Source organism: Pseudomonas veronii, assembly GCF_002028325.1.
GTDB classification, from domain to species: domain Bacteria; phylum Pseudomonadota; class Gammaproteobacteria; order Pseudomonadales; family Pseudomonadaceae; genus Aquipseudomonas; species Aquipseudomonas veronii.
The window spans coordinates 920,976-940,690 of record NZ_CP018420.1 but is presented as its reverse complement, the minus strand read 5'-3'; the positions used below and the strand labels follow the sequence as shown (position 1 = coordinate 940,690).

At 61.6% G+C, this 19,715-nt stretch carries 21 protein-coding genes; 7 read left to right on the top strand and 14 right to left on the bottom strand.

What is annotated here, in order from left to right; genetic code table 11:
* Positions 1-94: 94 nt before the first annotated feature.
* The gene (gene pgeF, locus PverR02_RS04270; protein WP_079442834.1) at positions 95-820 is read right to left on the bottom strand and encodes a peptidoglycan editing factor PgeF; all 726 of its coding nucleotides are present in this window, start codon (positions 818-820) and stop codon (positions 95-97) included.
* On the bottom strand, positions 817-1,779 hold the full coding sequence (gene rluD / locus PverR02_RS04265; protein WP_017845479.1) for a 23S rRNA pseudouridine(1911/1915/1917) synthase RluD: 963 nt from the start codon (positions 1,777-1,779) through the stop codon (positions 817-819). The genes pgeF and rluD overlap by 4 nt, the downstream gene beginning before the upstream one ends.
* Positions 1,780-1,928: 149 nt before the next feature.
* Here rluD and PverR02_RS04260 point away from each other — a divergent pair, with 149 nt between their 5' ends.
* Entirely contained in the window at positions 1,929-2,954 is a 1,026-nt protein-coding gene (locus PverR02_RS04260) for an outer membrane protein assembly factor BamD (protein ID WP_017845480.1), read from the top strand.
* Positions 2,955-3,079: 125 nt separating this feature from the next.
* A complete protein-coding gene (locus PverR02_RS04255) occupies positions 3,080-3,313 on the top strand; it encodes a PP0621 family protein (RefSeq protein WP_026139830.1) in 234 nt (77 codons plus the stop codon).
* Here the strand turns inward: PverR02_RS04255 and thiO are convergent.
* From thiO to pilV, 5 genes are all read right to left on the bottom strand, one after another.
* The gene (gene thiO / locus PverR02_RS04250) at positions 3,300-4,409 is read right to left on the bottom strand and encodes a glycine oxidase ThiO (protein ID WP_079442833.1); all 1,110 of its coding nucleotides are present in this window, start codon (positions 4,407-4,409) and stop codon (positions 3,300-3,302) included. The genes PverR02_RS04255 and thiO overlap by 14 nt on opposite strands.
* Positions 4,410-4,471: 62 nt before the next feature.
* Entirely contained in the window at positions 4,472-4,873 is a 402-nt protein-coding gene (locus PverR02_RS04245; protein ID WP_017845482.1) for a type IV pilin protein, read from the bottom strand.
* Between the two features lie 11 nt (positions 4,874-4,884).
* Entirely contained in the window at positions 4,885-5,376 is a 492-nt protein-coding gene (locus PverR02_RS04240; protein ID WP_233098929.1) for a pilus assembly PilX family protein, read from the bottom strand.
* A gap of 46 nt (positions 5,377-5,422) precedes the next feature.
* A complete protein-coding gene (locus tag PverR02_RS04235; protein WP_079442832.1) occupies positions 5,423-6,130 on the bottom strand; it encodes a PilW family protein in 708 nt (235 codons plus the stop codon).
* Positions 6,127-6,612, bottom strand: coding sequence for a type IV pilus modification protein PilV (pilV, locus tag PverR02_RS04230; RefSeq protein WP_032804232.1), 486 nt, complete (start codon positions 6,610-6,612; stop codon positions 6,127-6,129). The genes PverR02_RS04235 and pilV overlap by 4 nt, the downstream gene beginning before the upstream one ends.
* A gap of 204 nt (positions 6,613-6,816) precedes the next feature.
* Here pilV and PverR02_RS04225 point away from each other — a divergent pair, with 204 nt between their 5' ends.
* The gene (locus PverR02_RS04225; RefSeq protein WP_079442831.1) at positions 6,817-7,398 is read left to right on the top strand and encodes a GspH/FimT family pseudopilin; all 582 of its coding nucleotides are present in this window, start codon (positions 6,817-6,819) and stop codon (positions 7,396-7,398) included.
* Here the strand turns inward: PverR02_RS04225 and ispH are convergent.
* The 6 genes from ispH to murJ form a co-directional block, all read right to left on the bottom strand.
* Positions 7,352-8,299, bottom strand: coding sequence for a 4-hydroxy-3-methylbut-2-enyl diphosphate reductase (gene ispH, locus PverR02_RS04220; protein ID WP_017845487.1), 948 nt, complete (start codon positions 8,297-8,299; stop codon positions 7,352-7,354). The two genes, PverR02_RS04225 and ispH, sit on opposite strands and share 47 nt — an antisense overlap.
* Before the next feature lie 137 nt (positions 8,300-8,436).
* A complete protein-coding gene (gene fkpB, locus PverR02_RS04215) occupies positions 8,437-8,874 on the bottom strand; it encodes an FKBP-type peptidyl-prolyl cis-trans isomerase (RefSeq protein WP_169850802.1) in 438 nt (145 codons plus the stop codon).
* A gap of 7 nt (positions 8,875-8,881) precedes the next feature.
* Positions 8,882-9,391 (bottom strand): signal peptidase II, encoded by a 510-nt coding sequence (gene lspA / locus PverR02_RS04210; protein ID WP_017845489.1) that lies wholly within the window; start codon positions 9,389-9,391, stop codon positions 8,882-8,884.
* Positions 9,384-12,215 (bottom strand): isoleucine--tRNA ligase, encoded by a 2,832-nt coding sequence (gene ileS, locus PverR02_RS04205; RefSeq protein WP_017845490.1) that lies wholly within the window; start codon positions 12,213-12,215, stop codon positions 9,384-9,386. The genes lspA and ileS overlap by 8 nt, the downstream gene beginning before the upstream one ends.
* A 14-nt stretch (positions 12,216-12,229) precedes the next feature.
* Positions 12,230-13,168 carry a bifunctional riboflavin kinase/FAD synthetase gene (gene ribF / locus PverR02_RS04200; protein WP_017845491.1) on the bottom strand — a complete coding sequence of 313 codons (939 nt, stop codon included), beginning with the start codon at positions 13,166-13,168 and terminating at the stop codon, positions 12,230-12,232.
* Positions 13,169-13,288: 120 nt separating this feature from the next.
* The gene (gene murJ / locus PverR02_RS04195) at positions 13,289-14,827 is read right to left on the bottom strand and encodes a murein biosynthesis integral membrane protein MurJ (RefSeq protein ID WP_057005756.1); all 1,539 of its coding nucleotides are present in this window, start codon (positions 14,825-14,827) and stop codon (positions 13,289-13,291) included.
* Between the two features lie 253 nt (positions 14,828-15,080).
* On the opposite strand from murJ, the gene rpsT reads away from it, so the two are divergent.
* Positions 15,081-15,359, top strand: coding sequence for a 30S ribosomal protein S20 (gene rpsT, locus PverR02_RS04185; protein WP_003215870.1), 279 nt, complete (start codon positions 15,081-15,083; stop codon positions 15,357-15,359).
* Positions 15,360-15,523: 164 nt separating this feature from the next.
* On the opposite strand, the gene PverR02_RS04180 is transcribed toward rpsT, so the two are convergent.
* Positions 15,524-16,009 carry an FKBP-type peptidyl-prolyl cis-trans isomerase gene (locus PverR02_RS04180; RefSeq protein WP_079442830.1) on the bottom strand — a complete coding sequence of 162 codons (486 nt, stop codon included), beginning with the start codon at positions 16,007-16,009 and terminating at the stop codon, positions 15,524-15,526.
* Here PverR02_RS04180 and PverR02_RS04175 point away from each other — a divergent pair.
* The 3 genes from PverR02_RS04175 to PverR02_RS04165 all read left to right on the top strand — a co-directional run bounded on the left by PverR02_RS04175 (position 16,008) and on the right by PverR02_RS04165 (position 19,377).
* Positions 16,008-16,298, top strand: coding sequence for a DUF3565 domain-containing protein (locus PverR02_RS04175; RefSeq protein WP_046384743.1), 291 nt, complete (start codon positions 16,008-16,010; stop codon positions 16,296-16,298). The two genes, PverR02_RS04180 and PverR02_RS04175, sit on opposite strands and share 2 nt — an antisense overlap.
* A gap of 79 nt (positions 16,299-16,377) precedes the next feature.
* Positions 16,378-18,477 (top strand): phosphate acetyltransferase, encoded by a 2,100-nt coding sequence (gene pta, locus PverR02_RS04170; protein ID WP_046384744.1) that lies wholly within the window; start codon positions 16,378-16,380, stop codon positions 18,475-18,477.
* Positions 18,478-19,377 carry an acyltransferase gene (locus tag PverR02_RS04165; protein ID WP_046384745.1) on the top strand — a complete coding sequence of 300 codons (900 nt, stop codon included), beginning with the start codon at positions 18,478-18,480 and terminating at the stop codon, positions 19,375-19,377.
* The last annotated feature ends 338 nt before the right edge of the window (positions 19,378-19,715 follow it).

Below are 19,715 nucleotides of genomic sequence, written 5' to 3'. Positions count from 1 at the left end.
ACATCCTGAATGAAGAAACCTGCCAGATAGCCCTATAGATGTGGTCGATTCTGGGAGATTCAAGCGTCGGACAGTTGACGTAGATCAGAAGAGTCTAGCGCTCCAGCCAAATAAGGGAGGCGAACCGACCCGTGCGTGGACTGCGGCGGAAAGAAAAGAAGCGCGGATCGTTCACGGTGCAGAACCCGCCACCGTAAACGGCAGTGATACCGCGGGCAGCCAGGCGCAAACGGGCCAACTGGTAGATATCGGCCATGAACTTGCCGGGGTTGCGGCTGGGCACAAAGGCCTGGGCGGTGCCCGGCAGTTGCTGCACGAACGCTTCCCGCACTTCCGGGCCGACTTCGAAGGCTTGCGGGCCAATGGCCGGGCCCAGCCAGACCAATATGTCGGCAGGCTCGGCTTGCAGGCTTTCGGCGGTGGCCTCCAGCACGCCCGCGGCCAAGCCACGCCAACCCGCGTGAGCGGCGGCGACGCGTGTGCCGGCGCGGTTGCAGAACAACGCAGGCAGGCAATCGGCGGTCATGGAGGTGCAGGCGATGCCCGGCGTGCTGGTCCAACTGCCGTCGGCTTCGGCAATGCGCTCGGGGTCGGCCTCGACCACGTTCACGCCGTGGACCTGGCGGAGCCAGGCCGGCCGGACATGAAAGACTTCGGTGAGGCGACGGCGATTTTCAAGCACAGCCTCGGGGCTGTCCTCGACGTGATCGCCCAGGTTGAGGCTGTCGAACGGCGCCAGGCTGACGCCGCCCGCACGGGTGGTGACGCAGGCCCTGACCTGAGCCGGCGCGGGCCAGTCAGGAATCAGCCAGTCACTCATCCGATAAATGCCTCGCGATCCTGCCTGAGCAGCGACAGCAACCAGACCAGATCGTCCGGCAGAGGCGATTCCCAGCTCATCCGCTTACCGCTCGTCGGATGATCCAGCTCCAGGAACCGCGCATGCAGCGCCTGACGCGGGAAGGACTTCAGCGATTCAACCATGGTGACACTGGCCGCCGGCGGAATACGGAAGCGACCGCCGTAGGCCGGATCTCCGACCAACGGGAAGTTGATGTGCGCCATGTGTACGCGAATCTGGTGGGTACGGCCGGTTTCCAGCTTGACCCGCACATGGGTGTGGGACCGGAAACGCTCCAGCACACGGTAGTGGCTGACGGCCTGCTTGCCGCCTTCCATCACCGCCATACGCTGGCGCTGCTGGCCGTGACGACCGATAGGCGCATTGATCTTGCCACCCGCCACCACGACGCCGATCACGATGCACTCGTAGATCCGGCTGACGCTGCGGCTCTGCAACTGTGTAACCAGCTGCGTCTGGGCCTGAATGGTCTTGGCCACCACCATCAAGCCGGTCGTGTCCTTGTCCAGGCGGTGTACGATGCCGCAGCGCGGGACATTGATGATGTCCGGCACATGGTGCAACAGAGCATTGAGCAAGGTGCCATCAGCGTGCCCGGCCGCCGGGTGAACCACCAGGCCTGCGGGTTTATTGATGACCAGGATGTCGTCGTCTTCATAGACGATGTCCAGCTCGATGTCCTGGGCGATCCATTCTCCCTGGGCTTCCTGCTCGGCAGTCAGCTCAAGAATCGCACCGCCATGGACTATGTCTCGCGGGCGGATAACCGCTCCATCCACAGTCAGGCGGCCGTCTTTGATCCAGGCGGAAAGGCGCGAGCGCGAGTGCTCAGCGAATAATTGTGCGGCGACTTGATCGAGGCGTTGGCCGCCCAATTCGGACGGCACCTCTGCGCGAAGTTCAATTTTATCGGACATGCTCAGACTAGGCGTGGCACAGCCTTTGGTTTCGGCTGCGCGCTTGTGGTTAAATACGGCGTCTTTTGCCCCGATGCTTTCAACGGGGCGCTCATCATAACAGGACGGCCCCGCCCAAGACAGCGGCCGTCATAGGGACGCAAGCCGCCATGCAAGTGAAACACCTGCTGCTGATCGCCATCCTCGCCATGACTGCTGCTTGCTCGTCAACAAAGGAAGTCGTCGACGAAAACCTGAGCGAAGTCGAGCTGTATCAACAAGCTCAAAAAGACTTGGACAATAATAGCTACACCAGTGCCACAGCCAAGCTGAAGGCCCTGGAGTCGCGCTATCCGTTCGGGCGCTACGCCGACCAGGCCCAGCTCGAGCTGATCTACGCCAACTACAAGAACGCCGAGCCGGAAGCCGCCAAGTCCGCCGCCGAGCGTTTTATCCGCCTGCACCCGCAGCACCCGAACGTCGACTATGCCTACTACCTCAAGGGCCTGACCTCGTTCGACCAGGACGTTGGCCTGCTGGCGCGCTTCCTGCCGCTGGACATGACCAAGCGTGACCCGGGCGCTGCCCGCGACTCCTACAACGAGTTCGCCCAGCTGACCAGCCGCTATCCCAACAGCCGCTACGCGCCGGACGCCAAGCAGCGCATGATCTACCTGCGCAACCTGCTGGCCTCCTACGAAATCCACGTGGCCCACTACTACCTGACCCGTCAGGCTTACGTGGCAGCCGCCAACCGTGGTCGCTATGTCGTGGAAAACTTCCAGGAAACCCCTTCCGTGGGTGATGGCCTGGCGGTGATGACCGAGGCCTACCAGCGCCTGCACCTGGACGCCCTGGCGGCCACCAGCCTGGAAACCCTGAAGCTCAACTACCCGGATCACCCAAGCCTGAAAGACGGCCAGTTCGTGCCTCAGGTTGCCGAAGCGGACAACCGTTCGTGGCTGAGCAAGTACACCCTGGGTCTGATCGAGTCGCGTCCACCGCTGCCGCCGGGTGAAACCCGCGCCAACCAGGACGTGATGAAACAGTTCCAGGACGCCAAGGAAGCCATCCCTGCGGACCTCAAGCCCCATGATGAAAATGGCGATGTGATCGAAGAACAAGCGCCGCAAGCCCTGGGCAACAACCAGGACCGCTCGTGGTTCAGCTACATGACCTTCGGTGTGTTCGACTGATCATCCGACGCAACGTAAAAAGGGAGCCCTCGGGGCTCCCTTTTTTATGCGCAAGCGTTATTGCGCTGTGCGCCTGCCACGTCCTTGGCTAAACTGGCGCATTCCTTGTCGAGAAACTGCCCATCATGGTTCGTCTACTGTTCTGGATTGCCGTCATTGCTGCCGCGGTATGGTTCTGGCGCAAATTCAAAAACCCGGCCGTCAAACAACAACGTTCCGGCGAACCCGACGCAACGCCAATGGTGCGCTGCGCTCACTGCGGCGTGCATCTGCCGCAGGACCGAGCACTGAGCTCACGGCAAGAATGGTATTGCACCCAGGCGCATCTGGAGCAAGGGCCGAAAGCTATCCAACGTTGATCCGACCTGTGGGCGCGTAGGGTGCCGGGTCGATGATCGGCGTGTGCCCCAGCAACAAATCGGCGAATAACTGGCACGACGCCGGCGCCAGCACGAGGCCGTTGCGGTAATGCCCGCAATTGAGCCACAGCCCTTTGAAACCGGGGACAGGACCGATGTAGGGAATACCTTCCGGCGAGCCTGGCCGCAGGCCCGCCCAATGGCCAACCACCTCGGCATCCGCCAAGGCGGGAATCAACTCCACGGCCGAAGCCTTCAGGCTCTCCAGCGCCGATCCGGTCGGCGTCTTGTCGAACCCTTCATGTTCCAGGGTACTGCCAATCAGAATGTGCCCGTCACGCCGCGGGATCGCATAACGTCCGTTGGCCAGGACCATGCTCGACAGAAAGTCCGAGGCGCATTTGTACAAAATCATCTGGCCTTTGACCGGCTCAACCGGCAGCGACAGGCCCAGCTTGTCCAGCAACTGCCCACTCCAGGCCCCCGCCGCAAGCACGACCTGATCACCGAGCACCGGCCCGGCAGGCGTATTCACGCCGACGACGTTGTCGCCGTCCAACACAAACCCGTCAACTTCGCACTGTTCATGAATCGTCACGCCTGGCAGCGCCAGCAGCGCCGCCTTGAGGGATTTGATCAGGCGCGGGTTGCGCACATTCGCCACATTCGCCATGTAGATCGCCTGGGAGTAACCACCGCCCAGCACCGGAACCGCATCATGGGCGACCGACACATCCACCTTGCTCAATGGCCGTCCTTCGCGCGCGGCCCAGGCCAATGCGTCGGCTTCATCCTCCAGGTCCAGCCAGTAGAGCCCGGTGGTGTGGACCTCCGGATCAACGCCGGTATCGGCAAACAAGCGCTCGGCCAGTTGTGGATAAAAGTCCTGGGACCAATGAGCCAAAGCCGTGACTGCCGGGCTGTAGCGCCACGGGTACAGTGGCGAGACAATGCCGCCACCTGCCCACGAGGACTCCTGCCCGAGCCCCGAGCGCTCCAGCAGTACGACTGCCAGGCCCTGGGTCGCCAGGTTGAACGCCGTCAACAAGCCGATTACTCCGCCACCGACCACCACCACTCGCTGTTGCTTAGCCATCATTTGATCCAGCCGATAAAAAGGGAAAAGCGCACTCGGCGCCCACTCATGGAGTACACCCATCACTGCCCCCAGCATGTCTTGCGTGACATGCCTGGGGCCGCTCCGGGGTTGGTCCGCGCACCGCTACTGGTCAGGCTGAATGCCCCGCAAGCGTCGCCTGCCATGACAGAGTCGACGCCTGGTGTGGCCAGCAGGCTGAAATCCTGAGGGTTCAGCGCAGCCGTGATTCTATAGCGATCATTGCCGACGCTGACGCCGCTTGCATCAATAAAACTGCCATTGCTCGTGTAATACCGCTCCAGAGACTGAGCTTGCTCGGTCAACAGCACGACAATTTCCGCGCGATAGGCCTTGTTCACATGGCCGACATACGCCGGATAAACGACACCGGCCAGCACCGCGACGATCGCCACGGCAGTCAGTAACTCAATCAATGTAAAACCCTGGCTATCCATGCCCATTGCGCCGCTCCTCAGTAAAGTTGTCGCCACATCACTCGCTGAAACCGCGAGCGCCCTCCCTCGTCCACCCGCGCATACATGGCCTCCAGCACCGTGCGCGATTGGCCACGGAGCCCCACCGCCGTAACCCGATAGAGCATTGCCGGCATCTGCGCAGGCAAATGAGCCAGCCCCACGACAGGCCCGAGCGCTTGAACCGCGTAAAGACCGCCGTCCATGGCGGCCCAGTTCACCCTCGAAACGGGATCGGTTCCGGGAGCTATCACCGAGGACGACTCGCGCGGCGGCGCACAGGTGATGATCGACGCGCACACAGGCCACGCGGCGCCTGCCCGCCGCACGGCCGCCTCCCCCAGCCTCAGGCCACTTTCGGCACTTTGCAGCGACTGGTTGCGATGCCAGACACTGCCAACGACCTTCTGCTGGGACACCGCACCCTGCATCGAAGACAACGCGATCAGCGATAACAGCAACAGGAACACCAGGCTGATCAGCAGCACCATGCCCGCCTGCCGTCGTTCAACAACACGAAACCCTGCCATGGTCGCCCTACCCCAGCCGGTTGCGCAGCGCTGCAACCACGCTCCAGGTTTGCGCCTTCACCAACCCGTCCGGGTCTTGCAGCGTCAAACGGATGCGTACACTGCGTATCAGCGAATTGTCGGCCGGGCCGGGGTCATAACCCACCACCGGCGTCGAGTCAGGCTTGGCTGCCACGCCGAAACTGATCTCGAACGCCTGCACGTTGTCCACCAGCACCGCCTTGGCCGGGGCTGACGGGGTACTGACTTTCAGCTGGCCAGCCTCGAAGGTGTAGGTGAGCTGGCGTATCGCAAAGCGTATCTGCCCCGGCACGGCGGGTGGTGGCGTACCGGCATAAGCGTGGGCAGAGCCGGAGCAGTCGGACAATACGGTCCAATCCGGCGCGCCGCCGTCCTCGCCGACCTCAGCGCTGACCAGCGTCAGCGACCTTGCGTCACCCGTGGCATTCCAGCTGATTGGTCGATCGAAAGCCAACGGCGCACCTTCGATCGATGCCGTAGCCAGGCAACCGAACATGCCCGCCAGGCGAATGTCCTGAATCAGCTTGCCGAGCGCAAACCGCGCATCATCCTGCAGCAGCATGGCGGCCTGCTGGCTGGCATCGGTGGTTCGAGCGCTGATGGCGATTTGGCTGAACCCAAGGCTCAGCACCAACCCGAGCGTCAACGCCAGCAGCAGCTCCAACACACTGAAACCCCGCATCCGCCGATTCATTGCGACACCTGCGATTCATCGGCGATGCGGCTGGTGAGTGTGAGCGTTTCCCTCGCCCCGGCTTTTTTTGCCCCCCTGGCATCATCCCAACTGATGCTCACGGTCACCTCATCGGCACGAACGAGCACCGAGCCACTGCCGCTGTCGCCGGCGAAACCGATGATATTGGCCTCGAAATCATGCAGGTCGAGGTCGCGCACGCTGCCCGTCGACGTGAACAGTGGCGCGCGCTCGGTTCGCACCCACGAATAGTCGGCGCCAGCATTGGCGCGAATGCGGTCCAGCATGTCGTAGGCGATGAAGCTGGCCTGGCTGGTCATCCGCGTACTGTCGGTGTACTTGAGCGCATTGAGCTGGACCACCGCAGCGCCCAGCAGGCCGATCACCAGAATCAGCACCGCCACCACCACCTCGATCAGGGTCATGCCGGTTTGGTGGCGGGAAGTCACCGGTCGAAACAAAGCAGTCGAGCAAGCAAGCATTACCGTCGTCATCCCTGTCAAAGGCCGGAAAAAGCAGGAAAAACCTGCTGTGCGGCCCAAGACTAGCGGCGGTTTTCGGCCTGTGCCGCTCCCGGAACAAAGGGAAATACTTTGGACATAAAGGCCAGCATTCAACGCCACGACCGGAGCGCTATACCTAGGCATGCCACCTGAATATTCATCGCGTCCACGGAGGAACCGCACATGACACAACGAGGCTTCACCCTGATCGAACTACTGCTCGGGCTGATCCTGAGCGGCATCCTCGCGCAGCTGGCGGTCCCCAGTTTCAAGGGGTTGCTGGAGTCCCAGCAGCGACACAGTGCGGCCCAGTCTTTGGTTGGCGGCCTGCGCTATGCGCGCAGCGAAGCCATCGCACGCAACCGGGCGGTAGTCATTCATGCCTTGGACGACGATTGGAGCAGGGGCTGGCGGGTGATCGTGGACCTGAACGGGCGAGGCCATCTGGACGACGATAATCCCGTACTGCTGGAGCACCAGGACAATGGGCGCGTACCGATCGTGGGCAATGGCCCGGTCAGGAGCCAGGTACGCTTCAGCGGGCTGGGCGAGCCGGTCTTTGCCGGCGGGGGCTTTCGTGCCGGCACCGTGCATGTATGCGCCACGGATCAGGCACAAAGCCTGTTTCAAGTGGTGCTGGCTCCCAGCGGACGCATCAGCCTGCGCCGGGATAAAACCGAGCAGGCATTATGCCGGGGCTCGCTCAACATCCTGGGACTCAGAGCAGCGAACGCACCCGCAGCTCCTTGGGCATGGAGAAAGTGATGTTCTCCTCACGACCGGCCAACTCATCGGCACCGGTAGCGCCCCAGGCCTGCAACTGCTGGATCACACCGCGCACCAGCACTTCCGGTGCCGAGGCGCCCGCAGTGATACCGATGCGCTCGACGCCGTCGAACCAGCTGCGCTGCATGTCCTCGGCGCCGTCGATCAGGTACGCCGGCGTGGCCATGCGTTCAGCCAGTTCACGCAGGCGGTTGGAGTTGGAGCTGTTAGGGCTGCCGACAACCAGCACCACATCACATTCATCGGCCAGTTGCTTGACTGCGTCCTGGCGGTTTTGCGTGGCGTAGCAGATGTCGTCCTTGCGTGGGCCGCCAATTGCCGGGAAGCGTGTGCGCAAGGCATCGATCACTCGGCTGGTGTCGTCCATCGACAACGTGGTCTGGGTGACGAAGGCCAAACGCTCAGGGTTGCGTACCTGCAGGTTGGCGACGTCTTTTTCGTCTTCCACCAGGTAGATTGCGCCACCGTTGCTGCCATCGTACTGGCCCATGGTGCCTTCGACTTCCGGGTGGCCGGCGTGGCCGATCAGGATGCACTCACGGCCATCGCGGCTGTAGCGCGCGACTTCGATATGCACCTTGGTAACCAATGGGCAGGTGGCATCGAACACTTTCAGGCCGCGGCCTGCCGCTTCGGTCCGCACCGCCTGGGATACGCCGTGGGCGCTGAAGATAACGATAACGTCGTCCGGCACCTGGTCGAGCTCTTCGACAAAGATGGCGCCGCGAGCGCGCAAGTCTTCGACCACGAATTTGTTGTGGACGACTTCATGGCGCACATAAATCGGCGGTCCGAAGACTTCCAGGGCACGGTTGACGATTTCGATCGCGCGGTCCACGCCGGCGCAGAAGCCACGGGGGTTGGCGAGTTTGATTTGCATGCTGTGCCTCGTGTCTTTGTGGGAGCTGGCTTGCCTGCGATGCGGTCGACTCGGTGTATCAGGTACACCGAGGTGATGCCATCGCAGGCAAGCCAGCTCCCACACAAGCCAGCGCCCGCAGGAGCCGGTTCTGTCAGTTAGAGCGCTTTAACGTCGAAGATTTCTACGTCAAACGTCAAGGTTTTACCGGCCAACGGATGGTTGAAGTCGATGGTCACTTGCGCGTCATCGAAGGCTTTGACCACACCCGGCAGCTCGGTGTTCGCCGCATCGTTGAAGATCACCAGCAGGCCTTCCGACAGTTCCATGTCCTGGAACTGCGAACGCGGAATGATCTGTACGTTTTGCGGGTTGGGCTGGCCAAAGGCGTTTTCCGGCAGGATCTGCAGGGTGCGCTTGTCGCCGGCCTTGAAGCCGAACAAGGCCGCTTCAAAACCCGGCAGCAGGTTGCCATCGCCCACCTTGAAGGTCGCCGGGGATTTGTCGAACGTGCTGTCGACCGTGTCGCCATTCTCCAGGCGCAATGCGAAATGCAAGGTGACTTCCGTGTTCTGGCCGATGCGTTGTTCAGCCAATACCTGATCAGTCATGAACGGTCTCTCCGGTTTTCTTACTTTTGAACATATCGAGTGCCAGCATGATTGCACCGACGGTGATGGCGCTGTCGGCAAAATTGAACGCGGGGAAGTACCAGCGGTTCTGCCAATGCACCAGAATGAAGTCGATCACATGGCCCAGGGCGATGCGGTCGTACAGGTTGCCCAGCGCGCCACCCAGCACCAGCGCCAAGGCGATGGCCAGCCAGGTGTCATCGCGCCCCAGGCGCTTGAGCCAGACCACCAGCACCGCACTGACCACCACGGCGATCAGGGCGAACAACCAGCGCTGCCAGCCGCCGCCATCGGCCAGGAAGCTGAACGCCGCGCCGGTGTTATAGGCCAGCGTCCAGCTGAAGTAATCCGGGATCACCACGATCTGCTGGAACATCTCCAGGGAGCCCTCGAAGTGAGCCTTGCTGACCTGGTCGATGACCAGGACCAGCACGCTCAATACGAGCCAGCCAAGACGTCCGAAACGACTGGCATTAGGCATAGTGACGAACCTCGCCGGCACCGCTAATGTTGTCGACGCAACGACCGCAGATTTCCGGATGCTCAGGGTTCACGCCGACATCTTCACGGCAGTGCCAGCAACGGGCGCACTTGGGGAAGGCCGACTTGACGACTTTGAGCTTCAGGCCAGGCACTTCGGTGGCCACGGCGTCCGCCGGGGCCTGGGCGAATGGCGCCAGGCTCGCGGTGGAGGTGATCAGCACGAAGCGCAGTTCGTTGCTCAGCTTGGCCAGGTCGGCGCTCAGGCCTTCCTCGGCAAACAGGGTGACTTCGGCTTGCAGGTTGCCACCGACGGCCTTGGCCGCGCGCTGCACTTCCAGCTCCTTGTTCACGGCCACTTTCACCGCCATCACGCCGTCCCAGTACTCGCGGCCCAGTTCGAAGTCGGCCGGCAGTTCGGTCAGGCCTTCGTACCAAGTGTTGAGCATCACCGATTCGTTGCGCTCGCCCGGCAGGTATTCCCACAGTTCGTCGGCGGTGAAGGCCAGGATCGGTGCGATCCAGCGCACCAGCGCTTCGGAGATGTGGTACAGCGCGGTCTGCGCCGAGCGGCGCGCCTTGCTGTTGACGCCGGTGGTGTACTGGCGATCCTTGATGATGTCGAGGTAGAAACCGCCCAGCTCCTGCACGCAGAAGTTGTGGATCTTCGAGTAGACGTTCCAGAAGCGGTATTCGCCGTAGTGCTCTTGCAACTCGCGCTGCAGCAACAGGGTACGGTCCACGGCCCAACGGTCCAGGGCAAGCATGTCCTCGGCCGGCAGGATGTCGGTGGCCGGGTTGAAACCGGTCAGGTTCGACAGCATGAAGCGTGCGGTATTGCGGATACGGCGGTAGGCATCGGCGCTACGCTGCAGGATCTGCTCCGACACGGCCATCTCGCCCGAATAATCGGTCGAGGCCACCCACAGACGCATGATATCGGCGCCCAGGGTGTCGTTGACCTTTTGCGGCGCGATCACGTTGCCCAGGGACTTGGACATCTTGCGGCCGTTTTCGTCGACGGTGAAACCGTGGGTCAGCAGTTCGCGGTACGGTGCGTGGTCGTCGATGGCGCAACCGGTCAGCAGCGACGAGTGGAACCAGCCACGGTGCTGGTCCGAACCTTCCAGGTACAGGTCGGCGCGCGGGCCGGCTGCATGACCCATCGGGTGCGAACCGCGCAGCACGTGCCAATGGGTGGTACCGGAGTCGAACCACACGTCGAGGGTGTCGCTGATCTTGTCGTACAGCGGCGCTTCGTCGCCCAACAGCTCGGCGGCGTCCAGCTTGAACCAGGCTTCGATGCCTTCCTGCTCAACGCGCTGGGCCACGACTTCCATCAGCTCGACGGTACGCGGGTGCAGCTCGCCGCTTTCCTTGTTGAGGAAGAACGGGATCGGCACGCCCCAGTTGCGCTGGCGGGAGATGCACCAGTCTGGACGGTTGGCGATCATCGAGTGCAGGCGCGCCTGGCCCCAGGCCGGGACGAACTTGGTGTCTTCGATGGCTTTGATCGCGCGGTTGCGCAAGGTGTCGCCGCTGGCCGGCTCTTTATCCATGCCGATGAACCACTGCGCAGTGGCGCGGTAGATCAGCGGGGTCTTGTGGCGCCAGCAGTGCATGTAGCTGTGCTTGATGGTCTCGGTGTGCAGCAGCGCGCCGACTTCCGACAGCTTGTCGATGATCGGCTGGTTGGCCTTGAAGATGAACTGGCCACCGAAGAATTCCAGGGACGGCGCATAAACACCGTTGCTCTGCACCGGGTTCAAGATGTCGTCGTTGACCATGCCGTAGGCCTTGCAGGTCACGAAGTCGTCTACGCCGTAAGCAGGCGCGGAGTGAACGATGCCGGTGCCGGCGCCCAGTTCAACGTAGTCAGCCAGGTACACCGGCGACAGGCGGTCGTAGAACGGGTGACGGAAGTTGATCAGTTCCAGCGCGGAACCGGTGGTGGTGGCGATCACCGAACCTTCCAGCGCGTAACGCGCCAGGCAGGCTTCGACCATCTCTTCGGCCAGCACCAGCAGGCGATCACCGACATCCACCAGGGCGTAGGTGAATTCCGGGTGGACGTTCAGCGCCTGGTTGGCGGGGATGGTCCACGGGGTGGTGGTCCAGATCACGATGGCGGCTGGCTTGGCCAGGCTTGCCAGGCCAAAGGCCGCGGCCAGCTTGGCGTCGTCGGCGATCGGGAAGGCCACGTCGATGGTCGAGGACTTCTTGTCTTCGTACTCGACTTCCGCTTCAGCCAGGGCCGAACCGCAATCGAAGCACCAGTTCACGGGCTTGAGGCCCTTGAACACGAAACCGCCCTTGACGATTTCGGCCAAGGCGCGGATTTCACCGGCCTCGTTCTTGAAGTCCATGGTTTTGTACGGGTTGGCCCAGTCGCCCAGGACACCCAGGCGGATGAACTCGGACTTCTGCCCTTCGATCTGCTCGGTGGCGTAGGCACGGCACAGTTCGCGGGTTTTATCGGCGCCCAGGTTCTTGCCGTGGGTCACTTCGACTTTGTGTTCGATCGGCAGGCCGTGGCAATCCCAACCCGGGACATACGGCGCGTCGAAGCCCGACAGGGTCTTCGAGCGGACGATCATGTCCTTGAGAATCTTGTTCAGCGCATGACCGATGTGAATCGTGCCGTTGGCATAAGGAGGGCCGTCGTGCAGGACGAATTTCGGACGATCCTTGCCAATTTCGCGCAACTTTCCGTACAGGCCAATACTGTCCCAGCGCTGCAGGATCTGCGGTTCGCGCTGTGGCAGGCCGGCCTTCATTGGGAAGGCGGTGTCCGGAAGGTTTAGCGTGGCTTTATAGTCGGTCATTTAAGGCTCTTCGGTTAGCGATGGGCGCTAGGTGCGGCTAGGGCACGGGCGGCGGCGACATCCGCATTGATCGCCGTTTTCAACGCCTCGAGGGAGGCGAAACGCTGCTCTTCACGCAGCTTTTGGTGGAAAACCACCGTCAAACGCCGGTCATACAGATCACCGGCAAAATCCAAAAGGTGAACCTCCAGGTGGGCCTTGCCATCACCTGCAACCGTGGGCCTGACGCCTATATTGGCGACTCCCGGCCACGATTGGCCGTCGATGTCGACGCTCACCAGGTAAACCCCGGTCAGCGGCACACGACGGCGCTTGAGCTGCACGTTGGCGGTTGGCGTGCCCAGTTGGCGCGCCAGCTTCTGGCCGTGCAATACCCGCCCGGCAATGCGGAACGGGCGACCGAGCAAACGCTCGGCCAAGGCGAAGTCGGCAGCGGCCAGGGCATTACGCACCTGGGTACTGCTCACGCGCAGGCCGTCCAGTTCGACGGTTTGCGCGGCTTCGACGGTAAAACCCTGGGTTACGCCGGCGTGCTGCAGAAAATCGAAATCGCCGACCCGATCACAGCCGAAACGGAAGTCGTCGCCGACCTCCAGGTGCTGTACGCCCAAGCCATCCACCAGGATACGGTCGACGAACTCGGCGGCGCTGAGGCTGCGCAAGCGCTGGTTGAAGGCCAGGCACAGCACACGGTCCACGCCCTCCTCGGCCAACAGTTGCAGCTTGTCGCGCAAGCGGGCCAGGCGCGCTGGCGCCGTTTCCGGGGTAAAGAATTCCCGCGGCTGTGGCTCAAAAATCACCACGCAGCTGGGCACGCCCAACTCGACCGCGCGCTCGCGCAGCCGGGCCAGGATAGCCTGGTGGCCACGGTGTACACCGTCAAAGTTGCCAATAGTGGCGACGCAGCCCCGATGCTGGGGGCGCAGGTTGTGGAGACCTCGAACCAGCTGCATAACGCGCTTCTTGCTCATAAAGTGGTCGATTATAACCACACCCGGCCCCGGATCACAGGCAACAGCGCAGGGCAAAATGGATGGAATCGATAAAACACCGGTTTTATCGCGGCAAACTCGCTAACCCAGCGCCTTGCGATTGAAATCCCGCAGGCGGAAACCTTGCAGCAGCAACATCCCGAAGTACACCACCACGCCCGCCACCACCAGCACGCCCAGGCGCAAGAAACGCTCGAGCATATGGCCTTGATCCCAGGCCGGCATGAAGTGCATCAGGCCCAGCAATACCGCCGACATCATCGCCACCGCCACCAGCAGCTTGAGGGCAAACATGCCCCAGCCAGGCTGCGGCTGGAACATCTGCTGTTTGCGCAGTTGGTAAAACAGCAGGCCGGCATTGATACAGGCACCGGCGCTGATGGCCAGGGCCAGGCCGGCATGCGCCAGCGGACCGATGAACACCAGGTTGAGCAGTTGCGTGACGACCAGCGTGAAGATCGCGATCTTCACCGGCGTGCGGATGTTTTGCTGGGCGTAGAACCCCGGCGCCAGCACTTTGATCACGATAATCCCAAGCAGACCGACCGAGTAAGCGATCAGCGCGTGCTGAGTCATCAAGGCATCGTGTGCGCCGAATTGCCCGTACTGGAACAACGACACCGTCAGTGGCTCGGCGAGGATTCCCAGGGCCAGCGAGCACGGCAACACCAGCACGAAGCACAGGCGCAGGCCCCAATCGAGAATGCGCGAGTATTCATGGCGGTCCTTGCTCGCGTAAGTACGCGCCAGCGTCGGCAGCAGAATCGTGCCCAGGGCCACGCCGAGGACGCCGGACGGCAGCTCCATCAAGCGATCGGCGTAGTACATCCACGACACCGAACCGGACACCAGCAATGAGGCGAACGCGGTGTTGATGATCAGCGAAATCTGGCTGACCGACACCCCGAGGATCGCTGGCAGCATATTGCGCATCACGCGCCAGACGCCGGTGTCCTTGAGGTTCAGGCGCGGCAACACGAGCATGCCGATCTTTTTCAGGTGCGGCAGTTGGTAGAGCAATTGCGCCAGGCCGCCGGCCAGGACGGCCCAGCCCAGGGCCATGACCGGCGGATCGAAGTAGGGCGTGAGGAACAGCGCGAAAATAATCATGCTGACGTTAAGCAGGGTCGGCACGAACGCCGGCACCGAGAAACGGTTCCAGGTATTGAGGATGGCGCCAGCCAGGGATGACAGGGAAATCAGCAATATGTAGGGGAAAGTCACCCGCAGCAGATCAGTGGTCAGCGCGAATTTTTCCGGCGTATTGGCAAAACCGGGCGCCGTGGCCCAGATCACCCACGGCGCGGCGAGCATGCCGATCACAGTCACCAGCATCAGCACCAGGGTCAGCAAGCCCGAGACATAGGCAATGAATGTGCGGGTCGCCTCCTCGCCCTGCTGCGTCTTGTATTCCGCCAGAATCGGCACGAACGCCTGGGAAAACGCGCCCTCGGCGAAGATCCGCCGCAACAGGTTGGGCAGTTTAAAGGCAATGAAGAACGCATCCGTGGCCATGCTGGCGCCGAAAATGCGTGCCAACAAGGTGTCACGCACAAACCCCAATACCCGGGAAATCATCGTGATTGAGCTGACGGCAGCCAACGATTTGAGCAGATTCATTGAAAGAGTTTGCGCCTATAGATAAAGAGCAGGCGAACTACGCGCCTACTTATGCGATACTGCGCGCCTGCAACAGCACAGCGCCAAAGCTCGCGAGTTTACAGGTCAAGCGCCGGAAATAAATCACCCGCCTCTTCAGATCGACCACTCAGCAGTTCGCATCAACCGCCCTTGACAACCCATCAACTCATCGGCATGATTCGCGGCCTATTTTGTTTGCTATTTCCTAAAAAGTCTTTCGAGGAGCTCGACGGTGGCCAACACACCTTCCGCCAAAAAACGTGCAAAACAGGCTGAGAAGCGTCGCAGCCACAACGCCAGCCTGCGTTCCATGGTTCGTACCTACATCAAGAATGTAGTTAAGGCCATTGACGCAAAAGACGCTGAAAAAGCTCAAGCTGCTTACGTTCTGGCTGTGCCAGTTATCGACCGTATGGCCGATAAAGGCATCATCCACAAGAACAAAGCTGCTCGCCATAAAGGTCGCCTGAACGGCCACATCAAGGCTCTGAACCTTGCTGCTGCAGCCTAAGCGATAAACTGCCACGCAGGTTTACCTGCGTAACAGTTAAGAAATGCCCCGTACCGAAAGGTCCGGGGCATTTTTGTTTGGGCGCCATACATCTTTATTGCACGCACAAAAAAACGCCCCGAACCAGTCGGGGCGTTTTTGCTACCACCTGATCAAAACATCGATCAATGGTGATGACCGCCTTCACCGTGGACGTGGCCGTGAGCGACTTCTTCCTGGGAAGCGTCGCGGATGGCAACGATCGTCACTTGGAAGTTCAGGCGCTGGCCTGCCAGAGGGTGGTTACCGTCGACAGTGACGTCGTCGCCGTCCAGATCACGGATGGTGACGATCTGCATTTGGCCGTCCGGCGCGGAAGCGTGGAACTGCATGCCCACTTCCAGCTCGTCGACACCTTCGAACATGCTGCGGCTCAGGGTGCTGACCAATTCGGCGGAGTATTCGCCGTAAGCTTCCTCAGGTTCTATGGCAACCTTCAGTTCATCACCAACTTGCTTGCCTTCCAGGGCTTTTTCCAGGCCCGGGATAATGTTGCCTGCGCCTTGCAGGTAGACCAGCGGCGCGCCGCCGGCTGAGCTGTCGATGACCTCACCAGCGTCGTTGGTCAGGGTATAGTCGATGGAGACAGCCTTGTTAGCGGCGATCGTCATGGGGCGAGACCTTTTGCATAAGAATGAAGAACGGACAAGTCTAAACAAGGATTTGCCCGAAAGCGAACAGAACCCGGACGGACGGGACCAATCAACGGCCGTCGTCATCATCGGATTCCACCAGGACGACGACCGGCACTGGGTTGCCGAGCTGTCCTGCGGCCACACCCAGCACCTGCGCCACCAGCCGCCCTGGCAATCGCGCGCCTGGGTGCTCGACCCCGCACGCCGCCTGGAAAAAATAGGCCAGCCCTTTGCCTGCGGCTGGTGTGCGCAGGAGCGCGAATAACGATAACCTTGGCGCCTGATTCCCGGTAGGCACTCAACCATAGAGCGCCACCGAAGCCATGCACCTCCAGAGAATTCGCATGCAGACTTTTTTTATCGCGCCCACCGATTTTGGTGTGGGTCTGACCTCTATCAGCCTTGGGCTGGTCCGCACCCTTGAACGTGCCGGGTTGAAAGTCGGCTTCTTCAAACCGATTGCCCAGCCGCACCCCGGCGACACCGGCCCCGAACGCTCCACCGAGCTGGTGGCGCGCACCCACGGCCTCAAACCGCCGCAGCCCCTGGGCCTGGCCCATGTCGAGCGGATGCTCGGCGACGGCCAGCTCGACGAGTTGCTCGAAGAAATCATCACCCTGTATCAGCAGGCCGCCGTGGGCAAGGACGTGCTGATCGTCGAAGGCATGGTGCCGACCCGCAGCGCCAGCTATGCGGCGCGGGTCAACCTGCACCTGGCCAAGAGCCTGGACGCGGAAGTGATCCTGGTCTCGGCGCCGGAAAACGAAGTGCTCACCGAACTCTCCGGCCGCGTGGAGCTGCAGGCCCAACTGTTCGGCGGCCCGAAGGACCCGAAAGTGCTCGGCGTGATCCTCAACAAGGTACGCACCGATGAAAGCATGGAGGCCTTCTCGGCGCGCCTCAAGGAGCATTCGCCGTTGCTGCGCAGCGGGGATTTCCGCCTGCTCGGCTGCATTCCTTTCCAGCCCGAACTCAACGCGCCGCGCACCCGTGACGTCGCCGACCTGATGAGCGCGCAGATCCTCAACGCCGGGGATTACGAAACCCGGCGCATGACCAAGATCATCATCTGCGCCCGCACCATGCGCAACACCGTGGAACTGCTCAAGCCGGGCGTGCTGGTGGTGACACCGGGTGACCGCGACGACATCATCCTCGCCGTCAGCCTGGCGGCGATCAACGGCGTGCCCCTGGCCGGCCTGCTGCTGACCAGCGACACCCTGCCCGACCCGCGCATCATGGACCTCTGCCGAGGCGCGTTCCAGGCCGGGTTGCCGGTGCTGTCGGTGAGTACCGGTTCCTACGAGACCGCGAACCTGCTCAACAACCTGAACAAGGAAATCCCCATCGATGACCGTGAGCGGGCCGAGATCATCACCGATTTCGTCGCCAGCCACCTCGATGCGCGCTGGCTGCACCAACGCTGCGGCACGCCACGGGAGATGCGCCTGTCGCCGGCAGTGTTCCGCTACCAGTTGATCCAACGCGCCCAGGCCGCCAACAAGCGCATCGTCCTGCCCGAAGGCAGCGAGCCGTTGACCGTGCAAGCCGCCGCGATCTGCCAGGCCCGCGGCATTGCCCGCTGCGTGTTGCTGGCCAAGCCGGCGGACGTCGAAGCGGTCGCCCGCGCCCAGGGCATCGAATTGCCCGAAGGCCTGGAGATTCTCGACCCGGACCTGATCCGCGAGCGTTATGTCGAACCGATGGTCGCGTTGCGCAAAAGCAAGAGCCTCAACGCGCCGATGGCCGAACAGCAGCTCGAAGACACCGTGGTGATCGCGACCATGATGCTCGCCCTGGATGAAGTCGACGGCCTGGTCTCCGGCGTTATCCACTCCACCGCGAACACCATCCGCCCGGCCCTGCAACTGATCAAGACCGCGCCGGGCTGCACCCTGGTGTCGTCGGTGTTCTTCATGCTGTTCCCCGAACAGGTGCTGGTGTACGGCGACTGCGTGATGAACCCGCACCCGAGCGCCGCCGAACTGGCGGAAATCGCCCTGCAGAGCGCCGATTCGGCGGCCGCGTTCGGTATCACCCCGCGGGTGGCGATGATCAGCTATTCCAGCGGTGAGTCGGCCAGCGGCGAAGAGGTGGAAAAGGTCCGCGAAGCCACCCTGCTCGCCCATGAACAGCAAAGTTCGCTGCTGATCGACGGCCCATTGCAATACGATGCCGCCGCCAACGAAACCGTCGCCCGGCAACTGGCGCCCAACAGCCTGGTGGCGGGCAAGGCCACGGTCTTCGTGTTCCCCGACCTGAACACCGGCAACACCACCCACAAGGCGGTACAACGCAGCGCCGATTGCGTCAGCCTCGGGCCGATGCTCCAGGGCCTGCGCAAACCGGTGAACGACCTGCCGCGCGGCGCCCAGGTCGACGACATTGTGTACACCATCGCCCTGACCGCGATTCAAGCCGCCAACCGACCTATGGATATCTAAATGCTGGATTTTCTACCTGCCGCCGTGCGCGGGGTAATCGCGTCGTTACTGCTGGCGCTGAACACGATCCTGCTGTGTTCGTTCCTGTTCATCGTCGCACTGTTCAAGGCCCTGCCGTTCGCCAAACGTTTCAGCGAATGGCTGATGAACCACACCCATGAAGCCTGGATCAGCAACAACAAGGCGTGGATGAACCTGGTGCGGCGCACCCGCTGGCACCTCAAAGGCCTGGAAGGGCTGGACTACCAGCACTCTTATCTGGTGACCAGCAACCACCAGAGCTGGGTCGACATCATGGTCCTGCAATACGTGCTCAATCGCCGGATTCGCCCGCTGAAGTTCTTTCTCAAGCAGGAACTGATCTGGGTGCCGGTGATTGGCCTGGCCTGGTGGGCGTTGGGCTTTCCGTTCATGAAGCGCTACTCCAAGGCCTACCTGGAAAAACACCCGGAGAAGAAAGGCAAGGACCTGGAAACCACCCGCAAGACCTGCGCGAAGTTTCGCGCCAACCCTGTGGGCATTTTCAACTTTGCTGAAGGCACGCGGTTTACCGTCGGCAAGCATGCGCAGCAGAAGTCGCCGTTTCGCTACCTGCTCAAGCCCAAGGCTGGCGGTATCGCGTTTGTGCTGGATGCCATGGGTGAGCAGCTCAAGTCATTGGTCAATGTGACCATCCACTACCCCGCCGGGCGCCCAGGCTACTGGGACTTGTTGTGTGGGAATGTGCAGGACGTGGTGGTGCAGTTCGAAGAAGTGCAGATTCCGGCCGAGTTCATTGGCAAGAATTATGAGCAGGATAGTGAGTATCGGCTGGCGTTCCAGGCCTGGATCAACCGGTTGTGGGAAGACAAGGACGCGCTGCTGAAACAGTTGCACACCGACTACCCAGGCCGCCACTGATCAAAAGGTGGGAGGGGGCTTGCCCCCGATAGCGGTGGTTCAGTCACTGCATCTGCGGACTGAAGCATCGCTATCGGGAGCAAGCCCCCTCCCACATTCAACCGAGACGTTCTTGAGCATGTAAAAAGCCCGCCACCGAGTGATCGGTGGCGGGCTTTTTGTGGTGGCAAGGTTTATATCGCACCAAACACCGGCCGACTTGTTACTCGCAGAAACAAGTTCAACAGAAACCGCTATCCATTAAACACCACTCAGGCAATGCGCCCTCAGGTGGGCGCCAGACGCATGAATCAAGTGTCTACGCAGAATGCAATACCATCAGAAAACTTACGGAACCA

What these genes read in the sequence shown, in the direction of transcription:
- pgeF (WP_079442834.1), bottom strand. Translation starts at nt 820, where the DNA reads ATGAGTGACTGGCTGATTCCTGACTGGCCCGCGCCGGCTCAGGTCAGG.
- rluD (WP_017845479.1), bottom strand. Translation starts at nt 1,779, where the DNA reads ATGTCCGATAAAATTGAACTTCGCGCAGAGGTGCCGTCCGAATTGGGC.
- PverR02_RS04260 (WP_017845480.1), top strand. Translation starts at nt 1,929, where the DNA reads ATGCAAGTGAAACACCTGCTGCTGATCGCCATCCTCGCCATGACTGCT.
- PverR02_RS04255 (WP_026139830.1), top strand. Translation starts at nt 3,080, where the DNA reads ATGGTTCGTCTACTGTTCTGGATTGCCGTCATTGCTGCCGCGGTATGG.
- thiO (WP_079442833.1), bottom strand. Translation starts at nt 4,409, where the DNA reads ATGGCTAAGCAACAGCGAGTGGTGGTGGTCGGTGGCGGAGTAATCGGC.
- PverR02_RS04245 (WP_017845482.1), bottom strand. Translation starts at nt 4,873, where the DNA reads ATGGGCATGGATAGCCAGGGTTTTACATTGATTGAGTTACTGACTGCC.
- PverR02_RS04240 (WP_233098929.1), bottom strand. Translation starts at nt 5,376, where the DNA reads ATGGTGCTGCTGATCAGCCTGGTGTTCCTGTTGCTGTTATCGCTGATC.
- PverR02_RS04235 (WP_079442832.1), bottom strand. Translation starts at nt 6,130, where the DNA reads ATGAATCGGCGGATGCGGGGTTTCAGTGTGTTGGAGCTGCTGCTGGCG.
- pilV (WP_032804232.1), bottom strand. Translation starts at nt 6,612, where the DNA reads ATGCTTGCTTGCTCGACTGCTTTGTTTCGACCGGTGACTTCCCGCCAC.
- PverR02_RS04225 (WP_079442831.1), top strand. Translation starts at nt 6,817, where the DNA reads ATGACACAACGAGGCTTCACCCTGATCGAACTACTGCTCGGGCTGATC.
- ispH (WP_017845487.1), bottom strand. Translation starts at nt 8,299, where the DNA reads ATGCAAATCAAACTCGCCAACCCCCGTGGCTTCTGCGCCGGCGTGGAC.
- lspA (WP_017845489.1), bottom strand. Translation starts at nt 9,391, where the DNA reads ATGCCTAATGCCAGTCGTTTCGGACGTCTTGGCTGGCTCGTATTGAGC.
- ileS (WP_017845490.1), bottom strand. Translation starts at nt 12,215, where the DNA reads ATGACCGACTATAAAGCCACGCTAAACCTTCCGGACACCGCCTTCCCA.
- ribF (WP_017845491.1), bottom strand. Translation starts at nt 13,168, where the DNA reads ATGCAGCTGGTTCGAGGTCTCCACAACCTGCGCCCCCAGCATCGGGGC.
- murJ (WP_057005756.1), bottom strand. Translation starts at nt 14,827, where the DNA reads ATGAATCTGCTCAAATCGTTGGCTGCCGTCAGCTCAATCACGATGATT.
- PverR02_RS04175 (WP_046384743.1), top strand. Translation starts at nt 16,008, where the DNA reads ATGGGGCGAGACCTTTTGCATAAGAATGAAGAACGGACAAGTCTAAAC.
- PverR02_RS04180 (WP_079442830.1), bottom strand. Translation starts at nt 16,009, where the DNA reads ATGACGATCGCCGCTAACAAGGCTGTCTCCATCGACTATACCCTGACC.
- pta (WP_046384744.1), top strand. Translation starts at nt 16,378, where the DNA reads ATGCAGACTTTTTTTATCGCGCCCACCGATTTTGGTGTGGGTCTGACC.
- PverR02_RS04165 (WP_046384745.1), top strand. Translation starts at nt 18,478, where the DNA reads ATGCTGGATTTTCTACCTGCCGCCGTGCGCGGGGTAATCGCGTCGTTA.